Genomic DNA, 13,574 nt, shown 5'->3' with positions numbered 1-13,574 from the left:
TGACGGCGAAAGCGAAGCCAGCTTTACACGTGCTGGATCACGACAGATGCGCCGCCATATGCGGTTTGCGGCATTCTTCAACGTGATCGACCACGCGCGGAAACGAATGCGTCGTGTACTGACGCTTGCTGCGCATGACAGGCCTGCGCCACCATCGTCGCGCGTCTGGATTCCGCATGTCCTTCCGGAAATTTCTGATTGAAATCCAAGCGCAGGCGTAAACACCATGCAGCGCCACCGACAACGGGTGGCACCGGGCCTGCAAGCCCGTGATGATTTTCGAGCCGTTGTTTACGCTTGCCCGCCGGCATCATTTTTCAATGGTGCCGGCGGGTAATCCGTCGGCCTTTATGGCGGGCGGTGCGTGGGGGCCTTCGTGCCCGCCGGTCAATGGCTCTAATCATCCCGGCTTGCAGCCACGCACCGTCCGCCACCCGCTCTGCGCGGTGGCATTCCCATCCCAGAGCCGAGGAAGCCGAGATGACTGAACGTCCGTCCTATGCCTCATATGCCGCCAGCATCAACGACGACGATGACAACCCCATACCCGAACTGAGCACCTTCCTGGGCTGCCTCGAACGCATCCGAGCGGGCGAAGGTGCAGACGGCCAGCCCTGGCCTGATGCAGGCCTTCCCGCAGGGCGCAGGGGGGCACTGACACGCGTGGAGCGGGCCGCCGTCGGCATGCTGACCGTGGCAGAGATGCTGCACGCCGCCGATCGCTGCCGATCGATGGCAACGCCGGACCGGCATCTGGATGACGGCGTGGTCGAAGGACTGTTCTTCGCCTGCCGGGGACTGGCGGAGCTGGTGTGCCGGGATATCCGGCCTGAGTAGGAACACCTGCACCACAATCCGGCCCATACTCGGGCCGGGTTCGTCCCGAGTTCCATCGACACTGACACAAGGAGGTTCGCATGTTGAATGCCATGATCATTGCCGCGCTGGCCGCAAGCCCGGCTGCGCCCGTACCGTACGCCGACTGCCTGCTCGGCAACATCCAACCCGGCCTGTCCGACCATGCCGTGCAATTGGTGCAGCAGGCGTGCGCCGCCAAGCACCCCGACAGCTTCATTGCCTCGCTGGAACTGGAGCGCAATTACAGCGCCCAGCGGCAGGCCCGGTTCGACGCTGAACGTGCCGCAGTGGAGCGTGCTGCGAAGGCTGCCGCCAAGGTCGAGGCAGACCGCGAGGCGGCCCGTTCCCAGGGCGCGACGTCCAAGTAGGAGCTCAGGTTCTGCAACAAAAAAGGCACCGCTCAGCGGTGCCTTTCTGGATGACCGAGGTCATTGTCTGCAATGGTGGGCCGTGATGGATTCGAACCATCGACCAAAAGATTAAAAGGTTGCCTGACTCTGGACACGAATCAAAGACTTGCATTGAATTGATTTCTGGAAGCCGACCGCCTGAGCCATTGCGGCATAAGGGGGCTATCCGGAGTTTTCTGGAAGCAAAGCCGTCAGACGCGAGGGTGCTGCCGCCCGCTCGCACTCAACCGACCCTTCCTCGGATCCGTCGCCCTGGGCTTGGTCTCCGCCGGCGGCCGGATCGGCTGCAGCGCCGCCATCACCTGGGCGGACGCGGCAGCAGCCGCCTCGTCCAGCCGCTGCGCCTGCTGCTGTTGCTCGCGGGTCGGGGGCAGTCCGGGCAGCGGGTCAGCCGGCATGATGGGGGTGTTGTCGGTCAGGAGGACAACCGCCTCTCGCAGCGGCAGATCCGGGAACAGCCTGGCGGCGCACCAGCGCTCGGCGAAGCGCTTGCCCTGCCGGATGCTGGCGACCGGGGCGTTCTTGGTCTGCCACATCTTCAGGGCGTTCATGTGCAGGCGGTAGCCACCCTCGCGGCTCGGGGTGACGCTGGCCACCTCGCGCCCGTTCCACCACAGCGCCCAGCGCTCACCCATCTGGACCCAGCCAGACGGGATGGGGGCAGTGCGGAAGCCTTGGTAGCCGAGCGAGGGAAGCATGGCGAGGAGCATACGCGCGGCCGTCGCAGATCCTGCGAACGGGCCTAGCATCTCGATCCGCGTCAGACATTTGGGCTCGGCCGAGCCGGCCTTGGCACATATGGCCAGCCAAGGGCTGCCGCCCGGTGTACACAGCTATTGGGCATCTGGGTCAGGACGGAATGCCCCGACCCAAAACAGGCATTTCTCGGGACCATCTGGCCCTTAAGAATCTTCAGCAACTGATGTTAATCAGAGTCAGCGTCTGTTTTAAGAAGAGCCTTGACCTCCTCCACAGCTGTCGAAGCTTTCTTAGCCTTGGGCTTTGGTCGAGGTACAAATTCGAGTACCACGCCACCGTCAAGCCACTCCCGTCCCAACCGCTCACCAACGTACGCATAAACGGCGTTATTCGTCAGTGTTGATAGTCGAATTACCAAATCAGCAAAATCAAGCACGGTTTTCTTATGGACAGATTTCTCCACCTGAACTCGATGCGCGATGTCACCCCGAAGTGTGATGTAAGAATCGAGCCTAGACATCGCTGCATCAGAGTCGGTCCTGTGCCACTTCCAGGCAGAAGACACAGACTCCATGCCCAAAACCTTTTTAAACAACTCATCGATCTTCACGGACTTCGGCGTATTAAAGGTACCAGTTGTGGAGGCCAGCACAGCTTTCATGTTGTCACTCATAGCGTCGCGCCACCCTGAACCAGCGAGAGCCCAAGCCTTAATGCCGTTGTGTTTACTGCCAACGCTCTGCAAAACATACTCAGGAAAAACCTTATGGTCATTTCCTTTTTCAACAAGCGCTTGTAGCGCGTACGCAAGCAGATCCTCTACAAAAGACTCCCAAGCTGCGGCAAGAAAAACAATCGCGCTCTTGTTAAGAACCTCCACATCCCGCTTGCGGCCTGGACCCTTTCCGGCGATCGTCTCGTGCGTTTTCACCAGCAACCTCACGTCATCGATGTTATCCATGAGACGTTGAACGTGGGCGGGCGTTGAAGGTGCGGATTCCTTTCCCATTGCAAAGTCCTCATTGCGCAGCGCGGCCAGCGACATGCCAGCCATCAGCCTCTAGGAAACACTATGTGCGGCAGATTCGTCCAGCTCCCAGTTGCCGCCTTTGGCCAGCCCGGCTTGGCTGACCTCGCCCCCGGCTTGGCCGGCATCGAACCGAGCTACAATCTGGCCCCGACCCAGCGAGCCTCGATCATCCTCGACCGCAGCGAAGGCCAGCAGGTCACTCGAATGGCTTGGGGCCTACTGCCGCTATGGGCCAAGGCCAAGGGCCTGCAGGGTAAGACCACCAACGCACGCATCGAGACGGTGGCCGAGAAGAACGCCTTCAGGACTGCCTTCAAGAAGCGCCGCTGCGTCATCCCCATGGCCGGGCACTACGAATGGTCGGTGAGCCCCGAAGACGGGAAGAAGGATCCGTGGTTCATCCATACCGAGGGCCCACTGCTGGCGGCCGGCCTGTGGGAAGACACCAGCCCCCTGCTGCCGGACGGCAACTTGGGCACCTTCACCATCATCACCGGCGACAACAGCGGCGTGTCGGCGGATATCCACGACCGCATGCCGATCTGGTTGCAGGCCAGCCAGATTGATGACTGGCTGACAGCCGGCTCCGACGATGCCATGGCCACGCTCCTGGCCAGCGAGCCGCCGGCCATGGAGGCCTACCGCGTCAGTCGCGCGGTCAACACCCCTCGCAACAACGCCGAGGGGCTGTTGGAACCTGTTGCCTGAGCCCTAGAGCAGCGCGGCCTGGCGATCATCCCAGCTCTTGATGATCAGCTCCCCGAACTTGCGCCCCCGGCCCTGCCCACCGCCAATCGTGTAGTCGAGCTGCAGGTGCACCAGGTCGAACCCGCCGACCACCTCCTGGACTGCGGCTGGTCACTCATCGAGACCACGTACCGACCAGCAGGACTGCGCATCAGCTCATTGCATCGCTTGCATGGTCATTCTTTAGAATCTTCATCAGCAGCCTTGGCCGAACCTTTCGATGGCCAACCGCTAAAACCACCTCCTCCTACGATTGTCGGATGACACGCTTTAACCTCAGCATTCTCCACGGAGTAAAAATTCACAGGATCGGTGATTTCACCATTATTCTTATCAAAGCTCTTTAGAATAAGCTGGTCGCCGTACACCGCAACAACAATTTTATCTCCAAAGCAGACATTGCCCCGAAGCACCCGCTCCTGCCCGTTCCCAAAGCAGAATATCAAGAACAATCCCCAGACAAAAATAAAGGTTAGTGAGCCAGGACTTGCGATAGCATCCTGATCTCCGCTGGAATCATCTTTCGGATTGGCAGCATTATTTTCATCCGTTTGAATCCGCGAGCCATCTAAAAATTCGGTTAGCTCATTCATCGCAACAAGGATGGCGGGTATTATGAATGTCGAGAGAAAAGCTAAATAGCTGACTGATATCAATGCGAGCGGGAATCCAAATATAAGATAAGCGGCCAGGTATCCAGACAACACAGAGGCAACCTTTCCGGACCCGCGCATCCGCCTGATGACGCCTCGCAGAAAACTAAAAAGCACAACAAAGAAGAACGCAATTGCCACACCAGCCATTAACAATCTAGTCGTTGGAAGACTAATAAAAAGTGGAGGGACTTTATAAAAACTAAATCTTCCCCACTCGTAAAAATAGACACTGAGAAAAACGAAAGCTGGAGCAGCCGCAACTACGTAAGCATCCTTCTTTAAAATCTTCACACACGCCTCCCTTGACGCAGATTTGCCAGCATGCACATCGGTATCTGAAGATGATGAAGGTAATCAGCGGTCCAGGGAAGGGAAGCGCGATCGGTCTCGACCACAGCCTCTGACTGTTTGTCCAGAAGGCGCCGAGCCTGCTGGAATCTCTCTGCTGACCGCTACAACAGCGCAGCCTGGCGATCATCCCAACTCTTGATGATCAGCTCGCCGAACTTGCGCCCCCGGCCCTGCCCTCCGCCAATCGAGTAGTCGAGCTGCAGCGGGACCAGGTCGAATCCAGCGAACACCTCACGGATCTGCGGGTGGTCGTTGATCGAGACCACGAATCGACCAGCAGCGGCACGCATCAGCTCTGCCATCGCCTCGTACTCGCTGAAGGGGAAGTCCACCCCGTAGCCCTCAGTCTCCCAATACGGCGGGTCCAGATAAAACAGCGTTCCCGGCCGGTCATAGCGGCGCACGCAGTCCTGCCACGGCAGACACTCGATGATGGTGTTGGCCAGGCGCAGATGCACCGCACTGAGCTCTTCCTCGATCCGCAGCAGGTTGAGCCGCGGACCTCCCGTGGTCACCACACCGAACGTCTGCCCCTGCACCTTGCCGCCGAATGCCAGCTTCTGCAGGTAGTAGAAGCGGGCCGCCCGCTGGATGTCGGTCAGGGTTTCGGGGCGCTCCATCTGCGCCCACTCGAACATCTGTCGCGACACCAACGACCAGCGGAACATGCGCACGAATTCATCCAGGTGATGCCGTACGCAGCGATACAGCCCGACCAGCTCGCCGTTGATGTCGTTGAGTACTTCCGTCGCTGCCGGGTACGGGCGCATAAGCAGTGAGGCGGCGCCGCCGGCGAATGCCTCCACGTAGCAGTCGTGCTCAGGGAAGTGTGGATACAGGTGCTTCAGCAGGCGGCGCTTGCCGCCCGGCCAGGAAATGATGGGCTTGGTCATGGGATCTCAGGTTTTGCGATGGGTGAGGCCGACAATCCCAGCCGCTCTCGAGGGCGACAGGGACGCGGCCAATGCCAGGTGCTGAGATCACCTGTGTTGCGGCACTGCCCGGGTGCTTGCCGGCACCCGGGCAGTGCCCTGTTTCGTTACACGGTCAGTTCGTAGAGCGGGAGGTTGGGCGCAGCCTCGACCAGCCGGCCGCCACGCACCCACACGTTGTAGGGCAGCGCCAGCGGCAGCTGCCCGAAGGCCCGCATCTGCACGCCGTCGTAGGTGGTCAAGCTGCTGGTGCCATCAGTGTTGTGCGCGGTGACGGTGGCGATCAGCCTCGGGCTGCCTCCGACCAGGTCACCGAATTGATCCCACAGGTCAGTCCGCATCGGTGTAGTGCCTCTCCAAGGTTGCTGTCTGCTCAATCACCACGGCCTGGTCATCGGCCGAGACCTCGATCCGCAGCGACTCGCACTGCCCGTGCCAGGTGCCATCAGCACCAACGACCTCGACCAGATCCAGCGGCAGCACCAGCCCCACTTCCCCGGCCTTGAGCGGCTGAGCGAACAGAGGCACCGTCAGGTCGACGGCAGCCTGCTCGCCGCGATCGCACAGGATGTTCCTGCCTCGCTCCGCGCCGGCCGCCGGCACGGTGATCAACGGGCTGCTGACCTGCTGGGCATAGAGCCGCCCCTCTTCTCCCGACTTGCGCACCTTGCAGGTGACGCCCTTGCCAACCAGCTCGGCGACTCGGTCAAGCGCAGATCTCGCGTGGGGGTTCACCGATGCCTTCGCGGCCGCCTGCGAGATAGATCCGCCTCCACGCTTAGGCCAGGGGGCTCGATGATCGGAGAGGTTCTCCAGTTTCAGGATCTGCAGGAACTCTGTCGGCCCGGCGAACGACCGCGCCTGTCCACTGTGGAAGCGTGGGCTCGCAAGGAAGGGATTCGCTACAGGTACGACGGCAAGGGCGGCATCTGGACAACCGCTGCCGCGATGAACGCAGCCCTCGGCCTGCAGCAGGCCTCCAACGACACCTATGGAAACGACGTCATCTGATGGCACCTCGCCCGAGAAAACACAATCCATCGATCCCGCCACACATTGACCAGGCGAAGATTCCCAAAGGAATGTACTGGGATGCAACCGGCCGCGGGCGATGGTATGTACTGGAGACGGCGACGGGCATCGACGGACCCAAGAAGACCCGCCGCACCGTCGCCGGGCCTGCGGCGAAGCTGTCCGAACTGCACAGCATCATGGAGACGGGCGAGAACACCGGGACCGTGGAATGGGTATGCGCGCAATATCACGACAGCGCCAAGTTCAAAGGCCTCGCAGCAGGCACCCGTGACGATTACGAGTCCGCGCGGAACGTGCTGATCAGGTATCCCACCAACCTTGGTGTGCCATTCGGCAAACTCCAGGTTACAAAGCTGCGGAACCACAATTTCCAGCGTCTGGTCGACAAGATCGAATCGGCAGGTACGCCCACGAAAGCAAACAAGGTGCTGCGCTACTCGCGCCTGGTGTTCCGATGGGCGCTTAATCGCGGAATCGTTGACCACAATCCCGCGCAGGGACTGGAACAGGCTAAGGAACGCAAGCGCCAGCGTCTCCCTACCGATGCAACCTATGCGAAGTTGCTGGCATTCGCGCATGAGCGGTCCATGCGCACGGCGAGGACGGAGGGTTCGGTACCGGCCTATCTGTGGATGATTATGGAGCTCGGCTACCTCTGCAGATTGCGAGGTATTGAGACTCTCACGCTGACAGAGGCCCAAGGCACGGTCGACGGGTTGCACACAAATCGCCGGAAGCGCAGCCGCGACAACCTGGTGGAGTGGAGCCCACGGCTGCGGAAAGCGTGGGATGCCGCAATCGCGCGCCGCGAAGCCATCATCGAGCGCCATAGCTTGCCGGTTCAGCTACGGGCCGATCAGCGCCACCTGTTCCTCGCAGAGCATGGCGAACCTCTACAGAAGACAAGCCTAGACAGCACTTGGCAGCGCTTCATACAGCTCGCAATAAGTTCTGGGACTATCTTGGCGGAGGAGCGGTTTAGCCTGCACGACCTCAAACGAAAGGGGGGAACAGACACAGCGGGAAATCGCGGGGACCGGCAAGACGCGTTGGGCGTCACGGATGCAATGATGAAGGTTTATGACAAGAGCGTACCCCGCGTTAAGCCATCAGGCCCCACAGACTAGGAACCACCGGGCGGCACCCACGTCCACGCCGATCTATAAACAATTTCATACATACCTACTGGGACCTCAGGCCAACGCCACTGCTCCCACATAATCTGGCCGCCTGGACCGCTATTTCCATTTTTGTAATAAGTCCAGTCGTCCAGCTTCATAAAGACGTCTTCGGTAATGTAAGTCGAGTAGTTCCCATCTCGAACAGACGCCAGCTTTGCGGCCACGTTAGGCGCTCGCCCTACCCAGACGAGATCGTTGTTTCTCCGGATCCCTGTCCGAGCTACGAAAACCTGCCCGACATCGATTCCAACTCCATGGCGGATAGTGATTCCGCTACTCGCAAACGTGGAGTAACGGTGGAAAACTGGCCTCAAAACGTTCACAACGGCCCAATTGATCTGCAGGGCGGCCTTCGCTGCGCGGATGCAACTATCGCTCCCTACGAAGACGCCCATCACCCTATCTCCGTCGAAACTGCGGATGTGTCCATCGTGGTATCGGATGATACGGCAGCTAGTTGCCAGAAATGCTTTGGCGATTTCCGCAGCCAACCAGGGGGGGAGGCTCATCGCAATCCTTGTCGACTCGGCCAGATCGGCATAGAGCATCGCGGCATCAATGTTGACCGCGCCCGCCCCTAAAGCAACGTCCTCCGCTGAAGGGACGCTCGCCGAGTCCCGTTCGTTCCAACGAATTGCGACAACGCTACTGACCTCGGCCTCGATATCTTCCTTCAATCCCATGGTCGATTTCCTTAGAAACTAGTTGGCGATAGACATTGTAAGCAGGCCAAGAACCCACGGGGCGACGGACGCAATTAACCAGCCGAACGCCCTCCGAAGGTACTTGAACTTTACCGTGAGGATAGAAGAGTTCCTCCAGGCTTGGTGCGCGATCTGCCTAGCCAATTCGCGGTCGGATACATCTAGAAGCGCATTCTCGTACTCGGCTTGCGTCATATTTGCAACGTCGCCGAAAAACACTGTCGACCTACCGACTGAATCTAGATTTGGGAATGCGGCACGGTAGATGGCTAGATATGAGAGAGCCGAGAACAGCGCGAAAACTACCGTAAGAATCACTAACCACGGTCCCGCCTTCTCGGGCTCAGGCCACTTGGCGAAAAAAACCCCCGACATGGCAGTGTCCACCCCCAGCACCACGGCTAGCATCGCATCCACCCGTGGGAAGATGCCCAACACAACCTGCAGATGGGTCCAAGCTCTTTGTGATGACTCCATGTCTCGCTTCCGTGTTGCCGCGATGGCATGGCAATTGTGACGCGACGAGCATGCAATGCAACGCCAGCACGAGCCAGTTTTACGGAGGGAATTACGGAGAAGATGAAAAAAGCGCCACAAGGGCGCTTTAAGTCATTGAATGCATTGGTGGGCCGTGATGGATTCGAACCATCGACCAAAAGATTAAAAGTCTTCTGCTCTACCGACTGAGCTAACGGCCCATGCAAGGCCCCGGCCTTTCGGCGGGGTGGGCATTCTACCGTACTTTGCGGGGCTGGGTGAAGTCGGGGATCTACGAAGTTGCCGGGCTGCGGGCGTCTAAACCTTTCCGCCGCCCGCCGCATCTCAGCTGCGCCCCTGCCCCGGAGCGATGGATGCGCCTGCCACTGCCGCTGATGCTCGCCCTGCTGCTGCCATTCGCCACCTCTGCGGCATCGCCTACACAGGTGCGGACCGACGATATCGACCGCTTCTGGGCTACCTACGATGCCGTGCTTGCCGAGCCCGATGCCGCGCAGCGGTTGGCCCTGGTCCAGCAGCGCTACATCGATCCAGGCAGTCCCGGCCTGCATGCGCTGATGAAGGTGCGCAACTACACCGCCGCCGAGTACGCCGACGCAATGCTCGCCTGGCCGCGCTTCTGGGCCTCGGTGCGGCCGCTGACCGCCAACGCACAGCAGGCCAGCGAGACGCTGGAGCGGGATCTGGCGGCCTTCCGCAGGCTCTACCCCGCCCTGCGCCCGGCAAGCATCACCTATGCGGTGGGCGTGCTGCGCACCGGTGGCACCACGCTGGGCAACCAGGTGCTGATCGGCGCGGAGATGGCACTCGGCGATGCAAGCGTGGATGTCAGTGAACTGCCGGAGCCGTTGCGCAGTCGCCTGCGGGTCTTCTACGACAGCAATCCCGGTGCGAACAACGCACAGAACAACCTGCATGAGTACGTGCATACCCAGCAGCGCGAGACCACCGGTTCGCTCGCGCAGTACGCGGTGCGCGAGGGCGTGGCCGAGTACGTGGCTGAGCGGATCAGCGGCCGTCGACCGGCACTGCCGCTGTACATCTATGGGCCGTTGCATGAATCGGAGATCCGCACTCGCTTCATCGCCGAGATGGATGGCGATGACCTGGACAACTGGCTGTACAACAGCGCCCGCAATGCGTTCGGGGTGAGTGATCTGGGCTACTACGCGGGGTATCGCATCGCGCAGGAGTACATGCGCCAGCAGCCGGATGAGCGGGCGGCGATCGCACGGATGATCGAGCTGGATTACGAGGATCCTGCAGCGGTGCGGGGGTTTATCGAGGCGTCGGGGTGGCTGCAGCAGCGGTAACGCCGGGCCATGCCCGGCGCACAGTGCCAACCAAGGTTGGCACCTACCAGAGTCAGAGCTGCCCGGCCCGTCAGCCAGTGCGAACCAACGGTTCGCACCCACCGGGGTTCAGTTCGCACCCACCAGGGTGGAGTTCGCAGCTACCGGGGTTCAGTTCGCACCTGCGACGGAAGCCGGCCAGCGGCCGGCACTACCAGAGGCGATCAGGCGTACAGCGTCGGGTCGGCCACACCGGCTTCGGTGAAGCCCTGCGCGCGCAGGCGGCAGGCGTCGCAGTGGCCGCAGGCCGCGCCGTTGGCATCGGCGTTGTAGCAGGACACGGTCAGGCCGAAGTCCACGCCCAGTCGCACGCCTTCGCTGACGATCTGGCCCTTGCTGAGGAACTGCAACGGTGCATGCACGGTGATGCCCGCGCCTTCCACCCCCGACTTGGTCGCCAGGTTGGCCAGCGCCTGGAAGGCGGCAATGAACTCGGGGCGGCAATCGGGGTAGCCAGAGTAGTCCACGGCGTTGACGCCGCAGAAGATGTCGTTGGCACCGAGCACTTCGGCCCAGCCCAGGGCCAGCGACAGCATGATGGTGTTGCGCGCCGGCACGTAGGTGACCGGGATGCCCTCGCCGCCCGCCTCGGGCACGTCGATGTCGTCAGTCAGCGCCGAGCCGCCGATGCTGCGCAGGTCCACGTCCACGGTCTTGTGCACGATCACGCCCTGGGCCTTGGCCACGCGCGCGGCGGCATCCAGCTCGGAGGTGTGACGCTGGCCGTAACGCACGCTCAGCGCATGCACGGCGAAGCCCTGTTCCTGGGCAATGGCGATGACGGCGGCTGAATCCATGCCGCCGGAGAGAAGCACGACTGCCTTCTTCATGGGTAAATCATCCGGTTTGGGGGAAAAGCCAGCACGCTGTCCCGCGCCGGAACTACATCAAGGAACAACGGACGGGCTCAGCGGCCCGGTTCGTCATTCCAGAGAATCTTATGCAACTGCATCTGGAAGCGCACCGGCAACCGGTCTTCCACGATCCAGTCCGCCAGCTGGCGGGCAGTAATCTCGCCCTTGCTGGGCGAGAAGAACACCATCGTGCGCTGCACCAGCTGGTGCTCGGCGACCATGCCCTTGGCCCAGTCGTAGTCCTCGCGGTTGCAGATCACGAACTTGATCTGGTCGCGCGCGGTCAGCAGCGGCAGGTTCTCCCAGCGGTTGCGGGCGACTTCGGCCGAGCCGGGGGTTTTGATGTCGACCACGCGCGATACGCGCGGATCGACCGCGCTGACGTCCAGCGCACCGGACGTTTCCAGCGACACATCCAGGCCGGCGTCGCACAGCTTCTGCAGCAGCACCAGGCAGCGCTTCTGTGCCAGCGGCTCGCCGCCGGTCACACAGACATGGCGCACACCCTGGGCCAGCACCTCGGTGACGATGTCGTCGATGTCCCACCAGGTGCCGCCGTGGAAGGCGTAAGCGGTGTCGCAGTACTGGCAGCGCAGCGGGCAACCGGTCAGGCGCACGAACACGGTCGGCCAACCGGCGGTATCGGCTTCGCCCTGCAACGAGGTGAAGATCTCGGTGATCTTCAGGCGCGGCAGTGGCGACTGCACGATCTCGCTGGGCGTGGCGACGGCGTTGGACGGAGTGACGGCGGTCATGGCAGACAATTCTTCATGGGGCGGGCGACGGATGTCCCGGCGCCGGAAACGAAAGCAGCCGAGCATGGGCTCGGCTCTACAGGAGGCTGCCGGGAGTCAGCCCAGCGCCAGGGGGCGTATTGTACGCCCGGTCAGCGGATCAGCGGATCTGATTGCCGAGGCGGATCGATTGCAGGCGGTCCTGCGCGGTACGCGCGGCATCCGAGCCCGGGTATTGCGCCACGACGGTCTCCAGCGTCTGCTGGGCCTGGTCGACCTTGCCTTCGCCATACTGCGAGAGGCCGACCTTGAGCAGGCCACCTGCGGCCTTGTCGTGGGTGGGATAGCGCGAGAGCAGTTCGCGGAACTGGGACTCGGCCATCGGGAAATTGCGGGTGGCGTAATAGCTCTCGCCCAGCCAGTACAGCGCGTTGGGGGCGTAGACGCCGTTCGGATACAGCTCCAGGAAGCTCAGGAACAGCTGCGCCGAATCATCGTACTTGCCGGCCTTCAACGCATCGAAAGCCACGTTGTAGGACGTACGCTCGTCACCGGTGACGGCCAGGCTACCCGGGTCACCATGGACGGAGGGCGGCCGCTCGGAAGTGGCCGCCGCTGCGGGTTTTGCCGGGGCTGCAGGAGCCTTCGGTGCGCTCGCCGGAACAGCAGGCAGGGCCGGGGCGGCAGAGCCCCCTTCCAACCGGTTCAGGCGGCTGTCCAGATCCAGATACTGATCCTGGGCGGACTGCTTGAGCTGGGCGTTGTCGTGCTGGAGTTGCTCGATCGAGGCCTGCAGGCTGGTGACCTGCTGCCGCAGCTGGTTGATCTGGTTCAACAGGTCCTGGTTGGCACTGTTGTTGTACATCTGCTGCTCGAGCGAACCTACACGGTCGGCCAGACTCTGACGTTGTGCATGCGCCGGTGCGGCAGCCACGAGGGCTGCCGCAACGACCAGCATCAGTTTGATGCCAAGGCGCATGGATTACTGCGCGGTGTAGACGATTTCGACGCGACGGTTCTGCGACCAGCAGGACTCGTTCGACTCGGTGCAGACCGGACGCTCTTCACCGTAGGACACGACGGTCAGCTGCGAAGCCGAGCCACCGTTGGCCTGCAGCGCCGAGTTGACGCCGTTGCCACGACGCTCGCCCAGGGCCTGGTTGTACGCGCGCGAACCGCGCTCGTCGGTGTGGCCCTGCAGGGTGATGCGCGAGGACGGACGGTCACGCAGGTACTTGGCGTGGCAAGCCATGATGGCCTGGAATTCCGGCTTCACGTCTTCCTTGTCCAGGTCGAAGTAGACAACGCGCTGACGCAGGCAGGCGTCGGTGTCCAGATCGCCCGGGCCGTACAGGCCGGAGGTGGACGGACCGGTCGGGGTGGTGGTCGAGGTGCCGGTATCGACCGGAGCCTGCGGCTCTTCCTTGACCTTCTTCGAGCAACCGGCCAGGACGGCCACGGACAGCAGGGAAACAAGCAGAACGCGGGTGGACTTGTTCATGGCGATACCTTTGTGGCTCCTAAGCCGATGAG

General features: G+C 61.6%; 17 protein-coding genes and 1 tRNA gene. 6 read left to right on the top strand and 12 right to left on the bottom strand.

The window, feature by feature from the left end; all coding sequences use genetic code 11:
- Positions 1–480: 480 nt before the first annotated feature.
- Positions 481–837, top strand: a complete 357-nt coding sequence (locus CR919_RS03040) for a hypothetical protein (protein WP_099818818.1) — start codon at positions 481–483, stop codon at positions 835–837.
- A gap of 80 nt (positions 838–917) precedes the next feature.
- Complete coding sequence (locus CR919_RS03035; protein WP_099818817.1) at positions 918–1,226, top strand: hypothetical protein; 309 nt, start codon at positions 918–920, stop codon at positions 1,224–1,226.
- Positions 1,227–1,459: 233 nt separating this feature from the next.
- On the opposite strand, the gene CR919_RS03030 is transcribed toward CR919_RS03035, so the two are convergent.
- Positions 1,460–1,966, bottom strand: coding sequence for a hypothetical protein (locus tag CR919_RS03030; RefSeq protein ID WP_099819102.1), 507 nt, complete (start codon positions 1,964–1,966; stop codon positions 1,460–1,462).
- Positions 1,967–2,193: 227 nt separating this feature from the next.
- Positions 2,194–3,012 (bottom strand): HEPN domain-containing protein, encoded by an 819-nt coding sequence (locus CR919_RS03025; protein WP_133119585.1) that lies wholly within the window; start codon positions 3,010–3,012, stop codon positions 2,194–2,196.
- Between the two features lie 27 nt (positions 3,013–3,039).
- On the opposite strand from CR919_RS03025, the gene CR919_RS03020 reads away from it, so the two are divergent.
- Entirely contained in the window at positions 3,040–3,705 is a 666-nt protein-coding gene (locus CR919_RS03020) for an SOS response-associated peptidase (protein ID WP_099818815.1), read from the top strand.
- Between the two features lie 215 nt (positions 3,706–3,920).
- Here CR919_RS03020 and CR919_RS21010 read toward each other — a convergent pair whose 3' ends face one another.
- From CR919_RS21010 to CR919_RS03000, 4 genes are all read right to left on the bottom strand, one after another.
- Complete coding sequence (locus CR919_RS21010) at positions 3,921–4,691, bottom strand: hypothetical protein (protein ID WP_133119584.1); 771 nt, start codon at positions 4,689–4,691, stop codon at positions 3,921–3,923.
- A gap of 161 nt (positions 4,692–4,852) precedes the next feature.
- Entirely contained in the window at positions 4,853–5,644 is a 792-nt protein-coding gene (locus CR919_RS03010; protein WP_099818814.1) for a DNA adenine methylase, read from the bottom strand.
- A gap of 146 nt (positions 5,645–5,790) precedes the next feature.
- Complete coding sequence (locus CR919_RS03005) at positions 5,791–6,024, bottom strand: hypothetical protein (RefSeq protein WP_099818813.1); 234 nt, start codon at positions 6,022–6,024, stop codon at positions 5,791–5,793.
- Positions 6,014–6,418, bottom strand: coding sequence for a hypothetical protein (locus CR919_RS03000; protein ID WP_243379875.1), 405 nt, complete (start codon positions 6,416–6,418; stop codon positions 6,014–6,016). The genes CR919_RS03005 and CR919_RS03000 overlap by 11 nt, the downstream gene beginning before the upstream one ends.
- 60 nt (positions 6,419–6,478) lie before the next feature.
- Here CR919_RS03000 and CR919_RS02995 point away from each other — a divergent pair, with 60 nt between their 5' ends.
- Together CR919_RS02995 and CR919_RS02990 are read left to right on the top strand one after the other, a co-directional pair.
- Positions 6,479–6,694: a hypothetical protein gene (locus CR919_RS02995; protein ID WP_099819101.1), complete on the top strand. Its 216-nt coding sequence runs from the start codon at positions 6,479–6,481 to the stop codon at positions 6,692–6,694.
- Positions 6,694–7,845 carry an integrase gene (locus tag CR919_RS02990; RefSeq protein WP_207761011.1) on the top strand — a complete coding sequence of 384 codons (1,152 nt, stop codon included), beginning with the start codon at positions 6,694–6,696 and terminating at the stop codon, positions 7,843–7,845. The genes CR919_RS02995 and CR919_RS02990 overlap by 1 nt, the downstream gene beginning before the upstream one ends.
- Here CR919_RS02990 and CR919_RS02985 read toward each other — a convergent pair.
- Positions 7,842–8,582: an adenylate/guanylate cyclase domain-containing protein gene (locus CR919_RS02985; protein WP_099818812.1), complete on the bottom strand. Its 741-nt coding sequence runs from the start codon at positions 8,580–8,582 to the stop codon at positions 7,842–7,844. The genes CR919_RS02990 and CR919_RS02985 overlap by 4 nt on opposite strands.
- A 643-nt stretch (positions 8,583–9,225) precedes the next feature.
- Positions 9,226–9,301 (bottom strand) — tRNA-Lys (locus CR919_RS02975).
- A 153-nt stretch (positions 9,302–9,454) separates the two neighbouring features.
- On the opposite strand from CR919_RS02975, the gene CR919_RS02970 reads away from it, so the two are divergent.
- Positions 9,455–10,414 carry a DUF2268 domain-containing putative Zn-dependent protease gene (locus CR919_RS02970; protein WP_099818810.1) on the top strand — a complete coding sequence of 320 codons (960 nt, stop codon included), beginning with the start codon at positions 9,455–9,457 and terminating at the stop codon, positions 10,412–10,414.
- 203 nt (positions 10,415–10,617) lie between these two features.
- Here CR919_RS02970 and queC read toward each other — a convergent pair whose 3' ends face one another.
- The 4 genes from queC to pal form a co-directional block, all read right to left on the bottom strand.
- Positions 10,618–11,283: a 7-cyano-7-deazaguanine synthase QueC gene (gene queC, locus CR919_RS02965; protein WP_099818809.1), complete on the bottom strand. Its 666-nt coding sequence runs from the start codon at positions 11,281–11,283 to the stop codon at positions 10,618–10,620.
- 77 nt (positions 11,284–11,360) lie between these two features.
- A complete protein-coding gene (queE, locus tag CR919_RS02960; protein WP_099818808.1) occupies positions 11,361–12,062 on the bottom strand; it encodes a 7-carboxy-7-deazaguanine synthase QueE in 702 nt (233 codons plus the stop codon).
- Between the two features lie 139 nt (positions 12,063–12,201).
- Positions 12,202–13,020, bottom strand: coding sequence for a tol-pal system protein YbgF (gene ybgF, locus CR919_RS02955; RefSeq protein WP_088100990.1), 819 nt, complete (start codon positions 13,018–13,020; stop codon positions 12,202–12,204).
- A gap of 3 nt (positions 13,021–13,023) precedes the next feature.
- Positions 13,024–13,542, bottom strand: coding sequence for a peptidoglycan-associated lipoprotein Pal (pal, locus tag CR919_RS02950; RefSeq protein ID WP_006386160.1), 519 nt, complete (start codon positions 13,540–13,542; stop codon positions 13,024–13,026).
- Positions 13,543–13,574 lie beyond the last annotated feature (32 nt).

The organism is Stenotrophomonas sp. LMG 10879 (assembly GCF_002750935.1).
Lineage (GTDB): Bacteria > Pseudomonadota > Gammaproteobacteria > Xanthomonadales > Xanthomonadaceae > Stenotrophomonas > Stenotrophomonas lactitubi_B.
This window is presented reverse-complemented; position numbering and strand designations above follow the sequence as displayed.

What these genes read in the sequence shown, in the direction of transcription:
- queE (WP_099818808.1), bottom strand. Translation starts at nt 12,062, where the DNA reads ATGACCGCCGTCACTCCGTCCAACGCCGTCGCCACGCCCAGCGAGATC.
- queC (WP_099818809.1), bottom strand. Translation starts at nt 11,283, where the DNA reads ATGAAGAAGGCAGTCGTGCTTCTCTCCGGCGGCATGGATTCAGCCGCC.
- ybgF (WP_088100990.1), bottom strand. Translation starts at nt 13,020, where the DNA reads ATGCGCCTTGGCATCAAACTGATGCTGGTCGTTGCGGCAGCCCTCGTG.
- CR919_RS03040 (WP_099818818.1), top strand. Translation starts at nt 481, where the DNA reads ATGACTGAACGTCCGTCCTATGCCTCATATGCCGCCAGCATCAACGAC.
- pal (WP_006386160.1), bottom strand. Translation starts at nt 13,542, where the DNA reads ATGAACAAGTCCACCCGCGTTCTGCTTGTTTCCCTGCTGTCCGTGGCC.
- CR919_RS03020 (WP_099818815.1), top strand. Translation starts at nt 3,040, where the DNA reads ATGTGCGGCAGATTCGTCCAGCTCCCAGTTGCCGCCTTTGGCCAGCCC.
- CR919_RS02995 (WP_099819101.1), top strand. Translation starts at nt 6,479, where the DNA reads ATGATCGGAGAGGTTCTCCAGTTTCAGGATCTGCAGGAACTCTGTCGG.
- CR919_RS03035 (WP_099818817.1), top strand. Translation starts at nt 918, where the DNA reads ATGTTGAATGCCATGATCATTGCCGCGCTGGCCGCAAGCCCGGCTGCG.
- CR919_RS03005 (WP_099818813.1), bottom strand. Translation starts at nt 6,024, where the DNA reads ATGCGGACTGACCTGTGGGATCAATTCGGTGACCTGGTCGGAGGCAGC.
- CR919_RS03030 (WP_099819102.1), bottom strand. Translation starts at nt 1,966, where the DNA reads ATGCTTCCCTCGCTCGGCTACCAAGGCTTCCGCACTGCCCCCATCCCG.
- CR919_RS02990 (WP_207761011.1), top strand. Translation starts at nt 6,694, where the DNA reads ATGGCACCTCGCCCGAGAAAACACAATCCATCGATCCCGCCACACATT.
- CR919_RS03025 (WP_133119585.1), bottom strand. Translation starts at nt 3,012, where the DNA reads ATGTCGCTGGCCGCGCTGCGCAATGAGGACTTTGCAATGGGAAAGGAA.
- CR919_RS03010 (WP_099818814.1), bottom strand. Translation starts at nt 5,644, where the DNA reads ATGACCAAGCCCATCATTTCCTGGCCGGGCGGCAAGCGCCGCCTGCTG.
- CR919_RS02970 (WP_099818810.1), top strand. Translation starts at nt 9,455, where the DNA reads ATGCGCCTGCCACTGCCGCTGATGCTCGCCCTGCTGCTGCCATTCGCC.
- CR919_RS02985 (WP_099818812.1), bottom strand. Translation starts at nt 8,582, where the DNA reads ATGGGATTGAAGGAAGATATCGAGGCCGAGGTCAGTAGCGTTGTCGCA.